The sequence below is a fragment of the Mesorhizobium sp. WSM4871 genome (assembly GCF_055811295.1).
This window is the reverse complement of sequence record NZ_JBVVPU010000019.1, coordinates 1-15,907: the sequence shown is the minus strand read 5'-3', so window position 1 is coordinate 15,907 and position 15,907 is coordinate 1. Positions and strand designations below refer to the sequence as shown.

Sequence of the window (15,907 nt, the reverse complement as noted above, 5' to 3'; positions counted from 1 at the left end):
CATCTCAGAGTTGAGCGACGACGTCCCGCAGCATCTCGACGCCTTTTTCGATCTGCCGGATGCTCAAGGCGGAATAGCCCATGACAAGCCCGACGCGGTCGGCTTCGCCTGCTCCCGACTGCCAATGATAAAGCGGCGAAATCGGGTGCAGACCCAGACCGGCGTATTGGGCGGCTTCGACCAACGCCGTCTCACGCGATTGCGGCAGGTCGTTGAACCATATGACGACGTGCAGTCCAGCCTCTGCTCCCTGGACGGTTATCCGATCTGAAAAACTCCGCTTCAGCGTGGTCAGCAATACCTCCCGGCGTTCGCCGTTAACGCGGCGCACGCGGCGCACATGGCTTTCATAGCCGCCGCTCTCGATCAGAGAGGCCAATGAGTCCTGCCCCGCCACCGGAGAATGCCGATCGGCAAACTGCTTGGCTGTTTCGAAAACCTGCTGGAATTCCTCCGGGACGACGAGATAACCGATGCGCAGCATCGGCGAGAGCGTCTTGGAGATGGTGCCGAGATAGATGACCGCCCCATGATCCTCGAGGCTATGCAGCGGGGGAACGGGGCTGATGTCGTAGCGATATTCGCTGTCGTAGTCGTCCTCGATGACATAGGCGCCCTGCTCCCGGGCCCATTCCAGAAGCTGATGCCGCCGCGCGATCGGCATGACGCCGCCGAGCGGAAACTGATGCGAGGGCGTCACATAGGCCAGCTGGGCCGTGACCCCCGCCAGTTGCTCCGTCTGCATGCCGTGATCGTCAACCTCGACGGGAACGGGCGTGGCACCTGTACTGGCAAAGACCTGGCGCGCCATCCTGTAGCAGGGGTCCTCGATGACGAAGCTGTCGCCTGGATCGAGCAGCAGGCGCGCGCAGAGATCGAGGCCCTGCTGCGAACCATTGACGATGACGATCTGCTCGGGGTTGCAGCGCACGGTACGGGCGCGCCAGAGATAGCCCTGAAGCGCCTGACGGAGCCGGCGCGAACCGCATGGATCGTCATAGGCGAGCCGTGCCGGCCGCTGCGCCATCGCCGCGTTCATCGCGCGCTTCCAAGCCGATGCGGGGAAATCGGAGGGCGCCAGGACGCCATATCGGAAATCGACCTTCAGCGGGTTCGGCAGGTAATTGGGCCAGCGCGGAGTGCCACGCAGCCGTTCGCCATAGCTTGACAAGTGGTCCGGGCCGACCCGTTTTGGGGGATTGGCGGTTAGCTCATGTGCGACCAGTGAGGATGCGACACGAGGGCGCGCGCCTTGACGGATGTCGATGAAACCTTCCGCGGCCAGCTGCTCGTAAGCGACGGTGACGGTCGTTCGTGAGACTCCAAGTTCCTCGGCGAGACCCCGGGAGGACGGCAGTTGGCTGCCGGTGTCGTAGATGCCTCGGAGTATCTGCTCGCGAAGCGCTTCGTAGATTTGACGCGCCCCCATGCCATGCGAGCGGGTTGAAGCACCGGGACCTGGAGACTGGACCATTTTCTTCTGCCGTTTGGACATTTCATATGAGCCAGTTTGCAGCCACTCCCTCCGAAAGCCAAGAGCACGTCTGAAGTCGATGCCCGACTGCCCACCAACCCAAGACTGAACTGGCACAGTCTGCGAACGAGGCCAAATTCGGCTTCGCTACCCGTGCGATCCATCACGGCTACGATCCGGCTGGCTTTCCCGATGCGGTTCAACCACTCGTCTTCCTGAGCTCGACCTACGCTCGAAAGCGTTGCGGCGAATGAGGCCGCCGCCTTGGCGGTGCAATCCTCGGCGACGCGGAAACCCTCCACACCCTGTACGAAACGGGCATGCGCAACATCACCGGCGCGGCGCTCTCGCCCATGTCGGCCTTCCTGGTTCTGCGCGGGCTGAAGAAGACTCTCACGCTTCGCATCGAATGGCACAGCACCACGGCGCTTGCGATCGCGCAGGTGCCCGTGGGGCATTCGGCCGTGGCTTGGGTGAGCTCCCCTTCCTCGACTCGCATCCCGATCAAGCGATTGCCCGAAACAGATGTCCGGATCGCGAACGCTAACCGCCCGGGTGAGCTTGACCAACAGGTCCTCGATTTCCTGAAGAAAGAAAGCGCCGGCGAAATCCGCAATGGCGTTATGGTCGGGATGCTCATTGGCAGCAATAAGCACGGAAGGTGACCGATTCGAGGGCACCCGCTCGATTTGCGGCCAGAAAAAAGAGACCGTCGTATTTCCTGCTTCACGCTGTGCATGAGCGGCTGTTCGGGCGGCTGAAGGCTTCAGACAAGCTATCGCGGACGAGACCACTGTGCCTGTGCTTGATTCGGGCGGAGACGGACCAAAGCGGGGCAGTTGTTCGCCTGTGAGGCAATGGAAACGACGCTGACTATCTCCACGCACATCTTGAGCTGAAGGAATCCGAACTTGCCAAGCTGAAGCCATACGAACGCTCAAAGGCCGAACGATCTCGACCAAACGAATCGGCATAGTTCGGCGGTCGGCATAAACCGCCAAGCTCAACGGCGGCGAGCCACACACCTACCTCGCTGACGTGATCGCCCGGATCGTCGCCGGCCATCCACAAAGCCAGATCAACGATCTGCTGCCTTGGCCTACAGGCCTATGCCGCTCAAGGCCGTGGCCTGAGAACAGCGGTTACGCACCGTGTTCGACGTGTTCACCGGGATGCCGGCTGATGCATGGCGGTACCGGCTGTTGGTCTGCATAAAGGGTATGCCGAAGATCTGGTGGTCTTCTAGTTCCACAGACCTGCAGCGCTGGGCACTGGTTCGCCAGGAATGACGCGCTCCAGCTGGGACCGCCGGGCGAGTTACTTCCCTAATCAGGTGAGAGGCGCATTGACGATCGTTATACCATTGATACTGACTGCCGATCTGGCCGTCCTTAATGACGTAAATTGCAGTGCGCGCACTGTTCTATTTGGAAGGACGCTCGCTGCTTTGGGTCCACAAAAGCCGGCTTTCATCGGCTGTGAGGATGCCCTTCTCGTCAATCTCTTTCTGGATCCTGGCGACCATTTCTTCGGCGCTGAACGGTAGCCGCTTCAACTCATCCGGCGAAAGCCCCTTGGCGGCAGGCAAGCCATAGTGGCTCATCATTCTGCCGATTTGCTCATCATTTCCGCCAGCCCCGACATTGCTCAAATGCAAGGCAGAGCTCTGGGATCCCTTCCACTGAAATTCGACCCATTTGCGATTGGTCTTGATGTACGTGCTCCCGACGCGCCGGCCCATCCAGAACAGCCAGATGTCATCGCCTTGAGGACAGAGTTTGGCGAACATGTCCTCATCCACAACCTCCGGCGACAGCGCTTTGGGGCCGTAAAGCACTCCACCGACGCCGGTGGGGAAAATCATTCCCGCCGGTTCAGCGACGTCGTATGACCATTTGCTGTAAGGCTGAATGCGTTCCGCATCATCGAGCGCAACCGAGTGGGCTCGCTGGCAAACGACTGTCTTTTCGCCGGCTCCTTCGACAAGTTCCTCCAGCCATGTGCGCGAATAATAGACATCGTCATCTGCAGTGACGATGTAGGTTTTTGGAAATGCCAGCAGCGCCGGAATAATTTTCTTATACGAGCGAAGGTCCCGGCAAAGGCGTATCTCGAGACCATGTCGTTTGAGGTCTGTCACCTCGGCGGGCAACTGCGCGGCGTCCTCGACAGCGATCCACAGAATGACTCGGTCCGGTGCAACCGTCTGCGACAGAAGACAACGCAGCGTCAGATGCAGTGTCGGGAAACGCGCGGGGTAAGAGGTCAAGGAGACAATCAAATCACCAGCCAAGCCATGCGGGCGGGCCTTTCGTCTCAATCGCCAGCGCAGCGCAATCAAGGCAAGGGCGATGTACGGCTTCACAAAGCCAGTTGCCTCCTGCTCATACTTGGCGACGCGCCAGGCAACCCCGTTGCGGAGTTGGCCAATTAGACGACCTTGCGCGCGCCCACCGTTGCCAAGGAACCACGGTGATAGCCACGCGGATATTTTCAGCACGAGATAAATCGCGAGCGGCCCGGAAACAGCGACGACGATGATGAGCGCCTCGTTGGAGACACCAAAATCGCCGAGCGAAAACTGAAAGAATTGATGCAAGAACATTATGACCAGCGACCCTTCGCGCAGCCTCGCCATCGATACGCCGAATCTTCCAAAAGCGGCTGCTTTCCGGACTAACATCAGCAGAGTCAGTGACAGCGCCAGCGCAATCAGAAGCCGAGGATAGGCGGGCCGAAGATCGGATATTTCATGTTGAACCGAATCTCGGCACCGCTTGCCTTGGAGACCGTCATATGAAGATGCAGACCGGTGTTTCGGCAGCTGCCATCTGTTGTCCAGCGTTTGGCATCAGGTTTGTTGGACGCGAGCGGCGTGTGGGGGATGCATGCGAACGCGGCGCTGCTCCCACAACCTTCGCAGCTCTCCTGTGAGAGCCTCGCGCTGGGCCTGATCCAGCGTAATTGTATCGAGGAGATCCGCGAGCACGGCTTCGCCTTCGATCCGCGTCAGCAGATCGAACAAGTCATGGGAAATACGCACGCCGTCACGGCTGGAGTGATCCGTGCGGATTTCGCAGACGGTCTCCTGGCGATCGAGCGCCGTGTAAGCGCGGACCTTGTGAAGGGATACATAAGGCGGCAATGAAACCGCGAGCGCAGTCCAATCCTGCAGCGTTGCGGCCCGTTTTTTCACGAGGAACGGCCCGACCACAAGTCCATCCAACTCTGTCGTCAGGAACGTGGCAATCGAGTCTGCAACTGAATCTACGATGGGCTCGGCATTGTTGTTAAAGGACGTATTGAGCAGAATTGGGATGCCTGTCCGCTGCTTGAAGGCATTGATGACGTCCCAGTAGGCCGGACTGGCCTTGCGCGATACTGTCTGCAGCCGAGCCGTACCGTCGACATGCGTGATGGCGCCGAGCAAACCGCGCTTGGAGTCGCGCACGCGAACCACGAAATTCATGAAGGGAAATTCGCACGCACTACCTGGGAGGTCGAAAAATTCGCGCGCATCCTCCTCCAGCACTGATGGGGCGAACGGGCGATACCCTTCCCGCTTCTTGACCATAGCGTTGATCCGGTCCTTGTTCGTGGCGGGCCTGGGGTCGGCAAGAATGCTGCGATTTCCGAGCGCGCGCGGCCCGAACTCCGAACGACCTTGCACCCAGCCGATCACGGCGCCACCGGCCATCCACTCGGCTGCCCGATCCGCCACCTCCTCCGTGCGTTCAAACTCCAGGTGCCCCGCCCATGCCGTTAGTTCCTCTTCGACAGCGTGATCGCTCGCGAGATCCGGCCCCCAATAAACCTCCTGCAATCGCGCACGCGGCGCGGGGCGGCCCAGCTCTTCAGACACGATTAGTGCAGCGCCTAATGCGCAGCCAGCGTCATGCGATGCGGGCTGCACGAAGATGTCTTCGAAAAGTCCTGAATAGAGCAGCTTGCCGTTCATGGAGCAATTGTGCGCAACGCCGCCGGCCAGGCACAACCGCGTCATCCCGGTGGCCTCACGATGATGCCGAAGAATGTGAAACACGATGCGTTCGAGCGCTTCCTGCAAGGACGCACTCACATCCTTATGCTGCTGGGTGAATGGCATTCCCTTTTGCCGGACCTGAATGCTGCGAAGCAAAGTCGGACCGATGCGGTCGAGGTGGACGCGATACTCGCCGTTTGCAGAGAGTTCATAGAACTGCTCGAAAAGCTCGCGATAGGGAACGGGATCGCCGTAGGGGGCGAGCCCCATCACCTTATATTCATCGAACAAGCCGTAGCCGAGATACCGGATCGTCTCGAGATAAAACTGCCCAAGGGAATTGTTCTCTGGGAAAGTCGCGAGTTGGGCAATTCCAGTGCCAGATCCAACCGCCACGAGCCCCGACAGGAAATCACCAGAGCCATCAATCGCGAAAATCAGACTTTGCTCGAAGCCCGACATTGCAAAAGCACTCACGGCGTGCGCCTGATGATGACTTACGAATGAGATACGCGAAGCGTCGAGCTCGCTACCGAACTCCTGCGCCAACAGCTTCTGCACCAACAGTTTAGCATCCAACGGAATGGAGGTGTCCGGCTGGGAAGCAAGCATGTTTTCGAGCATTGCGTTGCAATAGGCTTCGGTAGCGTAGAACGCCACATGATCGATTTCACTGAGCTGAACCCCAGCGGCTGAAAGACAGTACTGAACCGAACTGATTGGGAGCTTGTTGGAGTGTTTGATCCGATTGAGGCGCTCCTCTTCTACGGCCGCGATGACCTGTCCGTCTCGGACGAGCACCGCAGCGCCATCGTGCATGAATGTGTTCGGAACCTGGAATCTGTTTTCATAGACTTTGTCTAATCCGCCGCTCAATCCTAGACACAGCATCTTGCTCTCCATTTATCGTACAGAAGACTGAATTGGCCTCTCTCAAGGCCGTTTGATCAAAAACACAGGCTGCGTTGTCGTTCGCCGCGGCGAACGCCAGCAGACATCACAACCTCGAAGAAATTCTCTTTCGCCGGGATCAACATGAGACGTTGAGAGATTGAGTGGATGCCTCCGAACACCCTCCGTGGCATGCCGATTTCTGTTGGCGATGTCGTTTGCCGCACGGAGTCCGTAGCGCATGTTTATCTCCCGCTCTTTCGCGTCAGCGCATTAGTCGGCGGCGCAACAGCGCCATTGAGAGGAAGAATGGCAATAGCGCGTACAGGGCGAGCACACCGACATGCAGGGCGATGCCGCCGATCGGGCGATCAAGCATAACCGGGCGAATGAGGTCGATCGAATGTGATAGCGGCATGCATCGCGCTATCTGCTGAAAGGCGTCAGGCAGCTGATTCAATGGGAAAACGGCGCCCGACAGGAACAGCATAGGTGTGAGGACAAGCGTCTGGTAAAACACGAAGTAATCGAAGCTGGGTGAAAGCGCGGTGACGATCATCGCGAGGCTCGCAAATACGCACCCAGTGAGAGCAATGATTGGCAGCGCATAGAGGACGGACGGCCAGGCTGCATAACCCAACGTTGCGGTGACAATGGTGATTGCCGTACCGGCCAAGAAGGCCTTGGTGGCTGCCCACGCGAGTTCACCCAGAACGATGTCGCCGAGGGTAACGTGCGTATACAGCATCGCTTCCCAAGTGCGCTGAGAGTGCATGCGAGCGAAAGCCGCGTACAATGTTTCGAGGGTTGCGGCGGTCATCGCACTTACCGCGACCATGCCGGCTGCCAAAAAGGCTATATACGACGCACCGTCGACGCGGCCGACCATTATGCCGAGGCCGGTGCCGAGGCCGAAAAGGTAGATCATAGGATCGGCAAGGTTACCGAGAATCGACACGAGTGCGACTTTCTTCCATGCCAGATAGTTGCGGCGCCACACCGCAACCCAGTTCCACGCATTGGCCGGCAACGCCGCCGCATAAGCTTCAATCATGGCTCACTCCTCCATCTCGCGCCCGGTCAGCCGCAAGAAAACATCCTCGAGATTGGCTGGACGCAGAAGAAGGCGCAGACCTGCTCGCCCGTGCAGTTGCGTGCGCACCTGCTCAGGGTCTGGCGCATAGCAATAAAGGGTTTCGCCGCTCACCTCGATGCGCTGAGAATGCGGCTTGACCAGCGATTGCAACTCGTGGGGATCGCCGCCGTAAATCTCCATGACCTGGCATCCGATATGCTCGTTGATCAACGCCTGCGGGAGGCCTTCGGCGATATTGCGACCCTTTTCGAGCACGCACAGCCGATCGCATAATCGCTCAGCCTCTTCCATGAAATGCGTCGTCAGGATAATCGTCTTGCCGCGGGCCAACAGGGCGCGCAGCCGCTCCCAGATCAAGTGGCGCGCGTGCGGATCAAGGCCGGTGGTCGGCTCATCCATCACAATGAGCTGGGGGTCGTTGATCAACGCCCGCGCCATCGTCAGGCATCGCTTCATGCCGCCGGACAATTCCGAGACGCGCGCATCCGCCTTGCGCTCGAGGCGAGCGAACTCGAGAAGCGACGGGATGACCGCTTCGGCCTCGCGTGTGCTCATGCCGAAGTAGCGCCCGAACACCAGCAGGTTCTCGCGTACGGTGAATTCCTGGTCAAGATTGTCGAATTGCGGGACCACGCCAATGCCCCTGCGCGCCAGCCGAGCGCGTGCCGGCACCGGGAGGCCGAGCACCGTGATCGTGCCCGCGTCAGGGCATGTCATTCCGAGAAGCATACGCGCAATCGTGCTTTTGCCCGCGCCGTTTGGTCCGAGGAGGCCGAAACATTCTCCCGACGCAACGGTGAACGACAGTTCGTCGACGACGACCTTGTTCCCATACGACTTGGTTACGCCTGTAAAATCGACCGCCACGGTCGAGGCAGAGTCAGACACGGAGCTTTTCGCGCTTGATTGCTCGTGAGACTCCCGTTCGATCTGACCAGTCTCGGGCCGCCGCAAATCCTTAGGGTCCAACTCGCGCATCAACACTTGATCTTTCTGGTCCTGGCTCAAAACTCTTCCGCCTGAGATCACGTGACTATTGCTGTTCGCTGTAAGTTGCTTCGGATCCTACCAAGGTCGGCTTTGAAAGCGCGCCGCCGATGTCTGGCACCTTGGTCGCAGAGCTTCGCGACAGCCAATCGCTATTGCTCAATGTACACAGCGCGTATGCTTTCAATGGGAGCAAGAGAGAGATGTTGATGAGTGTGTGGAGCGAGAATCCGAGAAATCGAAGTTGGCGCGCACGAAACGCTGCCACGCTGCAGCGAACTATGGTCATGGCTGCAAGCGTCAGGCATGCCGTCCAAGGCACAGTACCTGTCGTTACGAATTGCGCGAGCCCCGCCAGGACCGACAAAGAGAGCAATAATGGGCCAAGGTTCTGGCCAATCACGTCCAATGTGAGATAAATATTAAGGCCGCGCAGCAGGTGGAGTGATAGCAGCGTGTCACGGAAAGTGCTCCGGGCCCAGCGAAGTTGTTGACGCAGATAGGGACCTATCCTGTCGGGAACGACTGTTGCCGCGACGGCCTCCGGGACATACTCGGTTCGGAAGCCTGCTTTCAGCATAAGGATCGTGAGGTGGCGATCCTCACCGAAGTCGCTCGGCTTCCCTCGAAAGCGTTGCGTCTCGTATTGATCCAGCACCGAAAGAAGCGCGGATCGCCGGTACATGGCACACGGTCCGCAGCAACACATGACGGCACCGAATCGAGCCTGTGCAGCCCGCTCTTCGTTGCAGGCGAGCCAGTACTCCATGTCGATCAACCGCGTCAGCCAAGTTTCACTGCGGTTGCTAGCCGCCAACTGGCCCATGGCCGCGCCGATCGCTTGATCTTGCATCTTTAGCGCAAGCCTTGTGACGACGTCCGGCGCGAGTATCGTGTCCGAATCTACATTGAGCACCAAATCGCCGCACGAGCGGCGAACCGCGGCAATCTGCGCCTTTCGCTTTCCGACATTCTTTGGGAGCGCAATGAAGTTGAACCTCGGGTCGTGCCCGTATTCCTCTTGTACACCTACGAGGGCATCGCGGTTTGCAGAACCGTCATCAACAACATAGACCTGCAGTTTTCCGGCGTATTCCTGACTTGCAATGGATGCCAGGCAGTCGGACAGGGTGCGAGGCGCCTCGTTGTAGGACGGGATAATGACATCGACGCTCGGCCAAGGCTCACCGCCGGCCGGGTCGCCCGACGTCGGCGCTACGTTTGTAGGCAGGGTATAAAACACCTGCGCGGTTTTATAAACGGTCGACAGCAGCGCATAAGAGCAGATGGCAACCGTACTGGCTGTGGCAAACAGGTTCATGAGATGTCAGATTTTTCTGTGAATTTGAGGAAGCGAGCGGATAACAAATCCGCGTTCATAGCTCTGGACCGTTCCGATCGATCAAAGTGCCGGCCGGCCACTCGCTCATCGAGCGTCCAATTGGGAGCACCATGAGGAGTACGTCGTCGTCCACTCGCGTGGGAGGCAGATCGGGGTACACCTCCGGGAGGGTTGAACGCACGCGAACGCCTGTCAAAATGTTCGCCAAGCCTTTCCGGCAGAACCTCCCAACATGGTTCCGGAGCGCTTGCCGAACCGTGCCGAAAGCGAATGGAACGCCAAGCTGCTGCAGCACTGGATACATCACGCTAATCGAATGGGCGATTCCCAGCCCCTCAAGATCCGGACGCACCCCATATAGACCGAGTTCAGCGACAAGCTGATCAGCGTCGCCAACTTTGATGTATCGGCGCAGCAGCCCCAAGTGAGCCGCTACCCCGTGCACATCATAGCCGATTGCGCGGACCTCCGGCCTTGCACCGGCCCAGCTCCGACCGCCTGCGAATTGCTTTCCATTAAAGGCTCCGGTCGGCTCATAGGTCTTCCGTAAGAACTCAGAGAGTTCGAGGTGATCGGAAAGCTGCAATTCATTTTCCCAGCACAACCTCCACTGCACGTCATTGCGCATGCGAAGACTTCCTCTTTTTCGGGTTCTTTTGTGCACCTCACGCGGTAGAGCAGCGGCGGTGCATGTCAGGTGGGCGGTTAATGAACGACCCGCCCGGATTGGTAAAATTGATTGTTTAGATCGCGAGCATCCACGCTGTGGATGTTAAAACCATGCGTTGATCTGGACCTCTGGTCGTGCTCGATCGGCCCGATAAAGCGACGACACCGATGGCAGCTGTCGGTGACAAAACCTGCCTCAAGAGCGGCCGCCAGCAGCGTGGCTGCGCCTCGTGCCGAAGCAGCGATCAAGTGGAGGATGGGCCCGACTGTTAGACGTCGGCAAATGCGGGGACCGTTGACGCACGATTCGCGCAGCTTTCCGAACTTAAGCCCACGAGCGAAAAAGGTTTCGAGGGGCTGATCGCCGCCACCCTCAATGCAATTACCGGCATTCCGTTCTGGCTTGCCAGCAGCGGTGATCAGCGCGGGTCGACGGCAAGTCCGCCTTTGAAGGCGCGGTCGCTTCGAGCTCTATACTGACGACCTGCCGTGAAAGGACGTTCTTTCGAAAATCCCCGACTTCGTTCGACACAACGACCACGCCGATCTCGTTTGGGTTCTGGGCGCGACCTGCACGGTCCCGGGCCAGCTTGCAGATGATGTGCGTGCCGACGACGGTGCCAAAGAAGGCATCAGCGTTCTGATTCTCGATTGGATCCAGCTAACTTGTTGCAATCAGGCGCTCTTATACGTCCCCATATTGGGTGCTTGACACCACAGAAGCGCACAGGGTCTCCAAGTGTTTCATCAGGAAGCGGAAATCGGCTTTCGGAAGAGGGCCAGCAGGCAGTCTTCATTGATCGACGCGCCCCGGCACTCGATGCACTCGATCTCGGTCAACGCTTCGTTCAGCATGGCGATGGTGGTCTCTGCACCAGCAGCGTGCCCCCAGCGTTGGCAATTGGCGTCACGTGCCGACCCGAAAACCAGATGCCCGCCTGGCGCAAGCAGGCCTACCAAGTTGCGGACTGCCGCGCGGATCTGAACGAGGTCTCCGACGTAGTAAAGAACCTCCGCAACGATGATCAGGTCGAACAGCTCATCACTCGAAAACTGTTGAACATCGGAGATTACCCAGCTGATGTGCGGCGCCTCCTTCATGCGTAAACGTGCTCGCGTAATCGCAGGCTCCACGACATCGATCACAGTGAGCCGCTGGCAAAGGGGGGCTAGCCGCTCCGTAAAGGCGCCGGCAGCGCACCCGACTTCGAGCGCATTTGCGACTGGACCTTGCGCAAGTGACAACCGGAGAATTTGGGTGTGGCGCTCCCGCTCGAACGGGTTGCCATCGAGCCGCCATGGATCGTCTGCGGCCATTTCTCGATTCAACAGTTCATGATCGATTTTATGGGTCAAATTCACACCTAGCCAATGCAGCAATCACCGGCGCTGCAAATGCCGTCAAATGTCGGTAGGGTCGGGGCCCGGGCACGCTAATTCTGAGAAGCGGGGTCGTTCGTGAGACCCGATGTCAAAACGCGAGTCGGTTGGACGCGCGACATAGACACCGATGAGGAAGAACGTCCCGGCAGCAATTTCCACTGCCTTCGGATCGTTGCATTCTGTTGCTCCTTTGGGGCTAGGTGGTTGGTGCTCAGGCTTTTTCGTCGGACGTACTTGCGGGCCGAGGCAGTTGATTTCGGTCACCCTCCTATTAGGGCCGGCAGGATTGGCAAAATTGATTGTTTGGATGACAGCCATCCACGCCCCAAGCACATCGAAGGCGGAATTGGGCGTGGCTGGGTCCGCGCCTGTGTGGCACTGGCCGACAAACGCATTGCGGCGCGCGGGAATTGCGCACACACGCGGCGATTGACACGCTGATGACCCGCGACGGAAGAGGCTCGCGGCATTCAGCAACGCCATCTTCATCAAGCATGGATCCTACCTTGTGCAGGAGATTGTCAATGTCGCAGACGCGATCGAGTTTGTGGAGGAGTGGCCGGAGGACCGCCGCAGTCTGATCCATGCTGTGGTGCGGCGATCTGGGAGAGACCTGCGCGACAATCTGGATGAGACTCTCAGGGCGCGGTCACGGGCAAATTATCATGCTGATTGTCGCGCAGGTCTCTCCCAGATCGCCGCGCTATACTGTGGATCGCTGCTTCCGATTCGGGCGGTGGACAGGTGTGGGTTCGTTCGGCCGCCCACCTCGTTTTGTGCCGTGTATGCCGGCTGCTCGGTCGCCTTGTTGGGCAGGCACGACCGATGAAGGCAGAATATCACCAGCCTGCGCCGTATGCGGCACGAACGCTTGAAAGAGCAGATCACGTAGCAGGCGGGCGAGTGTGGTTCGATGTGAGCGGTCGCGGCTGCGCGGAATCGACGATCCCAGTGAAGAGCATGACGCCTTCCTCCCCTGGATGGGCGAAAGCGCGGCACGCTGATGCTGACACTATGGTGACTGGGGTTCACCGCCTCAGCATGGCCGCAATGCCATGACGGACAAAGGGAAGATGTTGGCCGAGGCGCAGCCCCACATGCCTTGCAAGCCGTGCCGCCGGATTCTCGCTTGAGTAGAGTCCGACGAGAATATTCGTAGCATGATAGAGCGGCGCCGCCGACAGGCGCAGTCGCCTTTCATATCTGTGCAGCATGTCGGGATCGGCAATGTCGCGACGGTCGCGCCACGCTGTCAGGATACCACGGGCGAGCTGCCTCTGGCCGCCGAGGCCGATGTTGAAGCCATGCGCGGTGACCGGGTGCATGCCGACGGCAGCGTCGCCGATCAATGCGGCGCCCGGCGCCCGGAACCTGTGCGCCCAGGTCGTGACCAACGGATAGATATGGCGTTGGCTTGCCAGGCTCATATTGCCGAGGCGGCCTCGACAGCGCTTCGTCAACTCCATCAGGAACAACTCGTCGTCAAGGGCAAGCAGTCCGTCGGCCTCGTTAGAGGGCAAAGTCAAAAGCAGCGACGACACGCCTTTCGCGAGGGGCAACATCGCTACCGTCTGATGGTGATTGAACCATTCGATCGCGATCTGGTGGTGGGGGCGCTCGTGCCTCACCCGGCAAATCAGCATCGAGTTGCCAAGCCGATTGATATCGGCGCCGATGCCGAGCAGATCGCGGGTGGCGGAAAAACGCGAATCCGCGGCAACGAGAAGCCGAGCGGTCAGCCGCCTGCCATTGGAGAGCGTTATGACTGCTCCCTCGCGGCTGTTTGTTGCACGCACGACCGAGTGGCCGCACAGCAGCCGGGCATGGCCCTGCAAGCGGATGATCTTGAACAGGGCATCGCGGATCCGGCAATTCGGGACCAGAACGCCCAGTGGTTCCGCGGATCCGCCGGGAGAATCGAAACACAGCGCAAAAGGACTCGATCCGTTGAGGACGCGTGCGCCTTGAAGCGGTGACTTGTCCGAAGCCGGGATAACATCCCAGGCGCCGAGCTCGCGAAGGATCCCAATCGAGGCGTGGGTGAGCGCGATCTCGCGACCGTCGAAAGCCGGACTTGCCAGTCTTTCCAGGGACTGCCCCTCGACAACCGCCAGTTTGAGCTCGCTGTGGGCAAGCGATGCGGCGAAGGAAAGTCCGACCGGCCCGGCGCCAACGACGATGATGTCGAAGCTGTCGTCAAAGCCGGCCATCAGCATGCCGCCAGCTCGTCGGCTATCTTGGTGAGATGCTGCTGGAATCGAGCCGCAGGTCGTGCATCGATTGCGCTGCGATCCAGCGCCCGCCGCATCGTCTCAAGCGCGTTTCTCACGTCGGTTCCTGGCCGGTGAAGCGTCATTTGCCCGCCATATGGTCTGGATTGTCAAGACGTTGGGAGCGACGAGCAGGCTGTCGGTCAGCCCATGCGTTTTCCCTTGTAGGACTGATCGATCAAACCACGCCGACAAAGGCATGGCCTTGATCTGGGTCAGTCGAGGCGCAACAGTCATGCGCCAGCTGACCCATGACGACGCCATGGCGCCAGCCAGCCCCAGGGAGAACCAGGCGCGTCTAGGGAAGGCTGTTTCAGGACTTTTGCGAGATCAGCAATGACCGGCTCGCCATGGAAACGCCGGCGCGAGGGCGGCGGGACACCGAAGCCGACTCCATCATCAGCCGTGGCGTGCGCAAAGGCTCGGTGCCCATATGGAAGCCGAGCGAGGCACGGTTCTTGTCGGCGTCGCAAGCCTGGCCGGTCGGAAAGCTCCACCAGACGCGTGTGGTGATCAGTTTCGCCTGTGCCCCCAGATTATGCTGGGCGATGTCGAGCAGCAGCAGGTCGCGCTGTATGGCGAGCGCTGCCTGGCATAAGGCTGCGTTCGAGATAATGGTCGCTGAGCAAGGGGGGCCGAAGCGGGCCTCTGCCTGCGCATGCTCACCGGCCAGGAATTCGAGACGGCGATCGAAGGCGTGCACCGGGCGAAGTGTGGAGAGCAGTTGATCAAGACGGATATGTGCGCGACGAGATTGTCCAGACGTGTCGCAACACCAAGGCCGCCAGGCGCCTGCTGACGCGATCTCTGAAGAAGGGGGTCTGCCGCCAAAGCGTATGATCACCGATAAAATTGCGCTCCTACAGGGCGGCCCAACGCCAGATCATGCCGAACGTGGAACACCGCTCGCACACAAATTCGGATCCATCGACGCCAGGCAATGGCCGCGTGGGAAGCCGTGGGTGCACGGCCTGCCTGAAAAGCGCGGTGTCGGCCTCCCGCGGGCACATTTCAAACGACGTGACAACGCCATGTCCTGCCATCGCAGAGCGCATCCTCTCCCGACGAGCAGGACTTGGTCATCTCTGTTGGCGGGTTTGTCGAGTTCGCGACACGGCGATGTTCGGCCCGGCGTGCGGCCGCGCTCTCAATTAAGCGATTGAATCAAAGGCAATAAGCGCCGTTCACAGGTTTCCTGTGCAGTTGGCACGTCTCTTGATGTTCTCGTTATGCGGCGGCACACGCCGCTGACCGTGCACTACTGATTCATCCTCTTATCTTGAGTTCTAGGAAAGGAGAAACCAATGAAGTCGGAAATGTCAGCTTATGGTGTGACCGAATTGGCTCCCGAAGAAGCATCTAAAATTGCGGGAGGGATGTTTTGGGCAATAGCTTTCGCGATTTTGGGGACGTTAGGCCTTGCGCTTGTTTGTATAGGTGCAAAAATCCTCGACGAAAAAATCCACTGATTCACCCTCACATTTGAGATAGGAAAGTAAAGCAATGAAATCAGACCTGTCGTCTTATGATGTGACCGAATTGACTCCTGAAGAGGCTTCAGCAATTTCAGGAGGGTTTTGGCAACTAATTTGGGCAGCTGTTACGCTGATAGCCTTTGTAGCTGCAAGCGTAGGGGAAGCGATAGTACGCCAGAAACATTGAACGTAAGTACCAACCAGACAAATGCTTCATACTGAAGATAGATCAGCAGTTCCCCTTTCTTCTGAAATAGCCTGCTACACCGCAGAGAGCATCCTCTCTCGCCGATCAGGGCGATCTTTGGCCATCTACAAGGTGGTTGTGCTCTCTGTGG

12 protein-coding genes and 4 pseudogenes are annotated in these 15,907 nt (G+C 59.0%); 6 read left to right on the top strand and 10 right to left on the bottom strand.

The genetic code is table 11. The features are described from left to right. Nucleotides 1–4: 4 nt before the first annotated feature. Nucleotides 5–1,474 (bottom strand): MocR-like pyridoxine biosynthesis transcription factor PdxR, encoded by a 1,470-nt coding sequence (pdxR, locus tag AC0L2H_RS29385; RefSeq protein WP_027046519.1) that lies wholly within the window; start codon nt 1,472–1,474, stop codon nt 5–7. 320 nt (nt 1,475–1,794) lie between these two features. Here pdxR and AC0L2H_RS29380 point away from each other — a divergent pair, with 320 nt between their 5' ends. The 3 genes and pseudogenes from AC0L2H_RS29380 to AC0L2H_RS29370 form a co-directional block, all read left to right on the top strand. Next, nucleotides 1,795–2,139 (top strand): PLP-dependent transferase, encoded by a 345-nt coding sequence (locus tag AC0L2H_RS29380; protein ID WP_027046518.1) that lies wholly within the window; start codon nt 1,795–1,797, stop codon nt 2,137–2,139. Between the two features lie 53 nt (nt 2,140–2,192). Beyond that, nucleotides 2,193–2,322, top strand: a pseudogene (locus AC0L2H_RS29375) (IS66 family transposase); the annotation flags it as partial. A gap of 145 nt (nt 2,323–2,467) precedes the next feature. Beyond that, a pseudogene (locus AC0L2H_RS29370) lies at nt 2,468–2,572 on the top strand (transposase domain-containing protein); the annotation flags it as partial. Nucleotides 2,573–2,897: 325 nt separating this feature from the next. On the opposite strand, the gene AC0L2H_RS29365 reads toward AC0L2H_RS29370, so the two are convergent. From AC0L2H_RS29365 to AC0L2H_RS29325, 9 genes and pseudogenes are all read right to left on the bottom strand, one after another. Continuing rightward, the gene (locus tag AC0L2H_RS29365; RefSeq protein ID WP_019856459.1) at nt 2,898–4,112 is read right to left on the bottom strand and encodes a glycosyltransferase family protein; all 1,215 of its coding nucleotides are present in this window, start codon (nt 4,110–4,112) and stop codon (nt 2,898–2,900) included. A gap of 213 nt (nt 4,113–4,325) precedes the next feature. After that, nucleotides 4,326–6,347 carry a carbamoyltransferase family protein gene (locus tag AC0L2H_RS29360; protein WP_027046517.1) on the bottom strand — a complete coding sequence of 674 codons (2,022 nt, stop codon included), beginning with the start codon at nt 6,345–6,347 and terminating at the stop codon, nt 4,326–4,328. A gap of 265 nt (nt 6,348–6,612) precedes the next feature. After that, nucleotides 6,613–7,401 carry an ABC transporter permease gene (locus tag AC0L2H_RS29355; protein ID WP_019856457.1) on the bottom strand — a complete coding sequence of 263 codons (789 nt, stop codon included), beginning with the start codon at nt 7,399–7,401 and terminating at the stop codon, nt 6,613–6,615. Nucleotides 7,402–7,404: 3 nt separating this feature from the next. After that, nucleotides 7,405–8,427 carry a nodulation factor ABC transporter ATP-binding protein NodI gene (gene nodI, locus AC0L2H_RS29350; RefSeq protein WP_019856456.1) on the bottom strand — a complete coding sequence of 341 codons (1,023 nt, stop codon included), beginning with the start codon at nt 8,425–8,427 and terminating at the stop codon, nt 7,405–7,407. A 49-nt stretch (nt 8,428–8,476) separates the two neighbouring features. Then, complete coding sequence (nodC, locus tag AC0L2H_RS29345; RefSeq protein WP_019856455.1) at nt 8,477–9,751, bottom strand: chitooligosaccharide synthase NodC; 1,275 nt, start codon at nt 9,749–9,751, stop codon at nt 8,477–8,479. A 55-nt stretch (nt 9,752–9,806) separates the two neighbouring features. Then, nucleotides 9,807–10,400 carry a NodA family N-acyltransferase gene (locus AC0L2H_RS29340; RefSeq protein WP_027046516.1) on the bottom strand — a complete coding sequence of 198 codons (594 nt, stop codon included), beginning with the start codon at nt 10,398–10,400 and terminating at the stop codon, nt 9,807–9,809. Between the two features lie 788 nt (nt 10,401–11,188). Further along, nucleotides 11,189–11,803, bottom strand: a complete 615-nt coding sequence (nodS, locus tag AC0L2H_RS29335) for a nodulation methyltransferase NodS (RefSeq protein ID WP_019856454.1) — start codon at nt 11,801–11,803, stop codon at nt 11,189–11,191. Nucleotides 11,804–12,852: 1,049 nt separating this feature from the next. Next, nucleotides 12,853–14,034, bottom strand: a complete 1,182-nt coding sequence (gene ubiM, locus AC0L2H_RS29330) for a 5-demethoxyubiquinol-8 5-hydroxylase UbiM (RefSeq protein WP_027046515.1) — start codon at nt 14,032–14,034, stop codon at nt 12,853–12,855. A gap of 293 nt (nt 14,035–14,327) precedes the next feature. Continuing rightward, nucleotides 14,328–14,788 (bottom strand): annotated as a pseudogene (locus tag AC0L2H_RS29325) (hypothetical protein); the annotation flags it as partial. A gap of 17 nt (nt 14,789–14,805) precedes the next feature. On the opposite strand from AC0L2H_RS29325, the pseudogene AC0L2H_RS29320 reads away from it, so the two are divergent. From AC0L2H_RS29320 to AC0L2H_RS29310, 3 genes and pseudogenes are all read left to right on the top strand, one after another. Continuing rightward, nucleotides 14,806–15,006 (top strand): annotated as a pseudogene (locus AC0L2H_RS29320) (DDE-type integrase/transposase/recombinase); the annotation flags it as partial. Between the two features lie 392 nt (nt 15,007–15,398). After that, nucleotides 15,399–15,563 (top strand): hypothetical protein, encoded by a 165-nt coding sequence (locus AC0L2H_RS29315; protein ID WP_155249075.1) that lies wholly within the window; start codon nt 15,399–15,401, stop codon nt 15,561–15,563. Between the two features lie 34 nt (nt 15,564–15,597). After that, complete coding sequence (locus AC0L2H_RS29310; RefSeq protein WP_155249074.1) at nt 15,598–15,756, top strand: hypothetical protein; 159 nt, start codon at nt 15,598–15,600, stop codon at nt 15,754–15,756. The last annotated feature ends 151 nt before the right edge of the window (nt 15,757–15,907 follow it).

Excerpts from the sequence above, each read along its gene's own strand:
- pdxR (WP_027046519.1), bottom strand. The coding sequence starts at position 1,474 with ATGGTCCAGTCTCCAGGTCCCGGTGCTTCAACCCGCTCGCATGGCATG.
- AC0L2H_RS29380 (WP_027046518.1), top strand. The coding sequence starts at position 1,795 with ATGCGCAACATCACCGGCGCGGCGCTCTCGCCCATGTCGGCCTTCCTG.
- AC0L2H_RS29365 (WP_019856459.1), bottom strand. The coding sequence starts at position 4,112 with ATGGCGAGGCTGCGCGAAGGGTCGCTGGTCATAATGTTCTTGCATCAA.
- AC0L2H_RS29360 (WP_027046517.1), bottom strand. The coding sequence starts at position 6,347 with ATGCTGTGTCTAGGATTGAGCGGCGGATTAGACAAAGTCTATGAAAAC.
- AC0L2H_RS29355 (WP_019856457.1), bottom strand. The coding sequence starts at position 7,401 with ATGATTGAAGCTTATGCGGCGGCGTTGCCGGCCAATGCGTGGAACTGG.
- nodC (WP_019856455.1), bottom strand. The coding sequence starts at position 9,751 with ATGAACCTGTTTGCCACAGCCAGTACGGTTGCCATCTGCTCTTATGCG.
- AC0L2H_RS29340 (WP_027046516.1), bottom strand. The coding sequence starts at position 10,400 with ATGCGCAATGACGTGCAGTGGAGGTTGTGCTGGGAAAATGAATTGCAG.
- ubiM (WP_027046515.1), bottom strand. The coding sequence starts at position 14,034 with ATGGCCGGCTTTGACGACAGCTTCGACATCATCGTCGTTGGCGCCGGG.
- AC0L2H_RS29315 (WP_155249075.1), top strand. The coding sequence starts at position 15,399 with ATGAAGTCGGAAATGTCAGCTTATGGTGTGACCGAATTGGCTCCCGAA.
- AC0L2H_RS29310 (WP_155249074.1), top strand. The coding sequence starts at position 15,598 with ATGAAATCAGACCTGTCGTCTTATGATGTGACCGAATTGACTCCTGAA.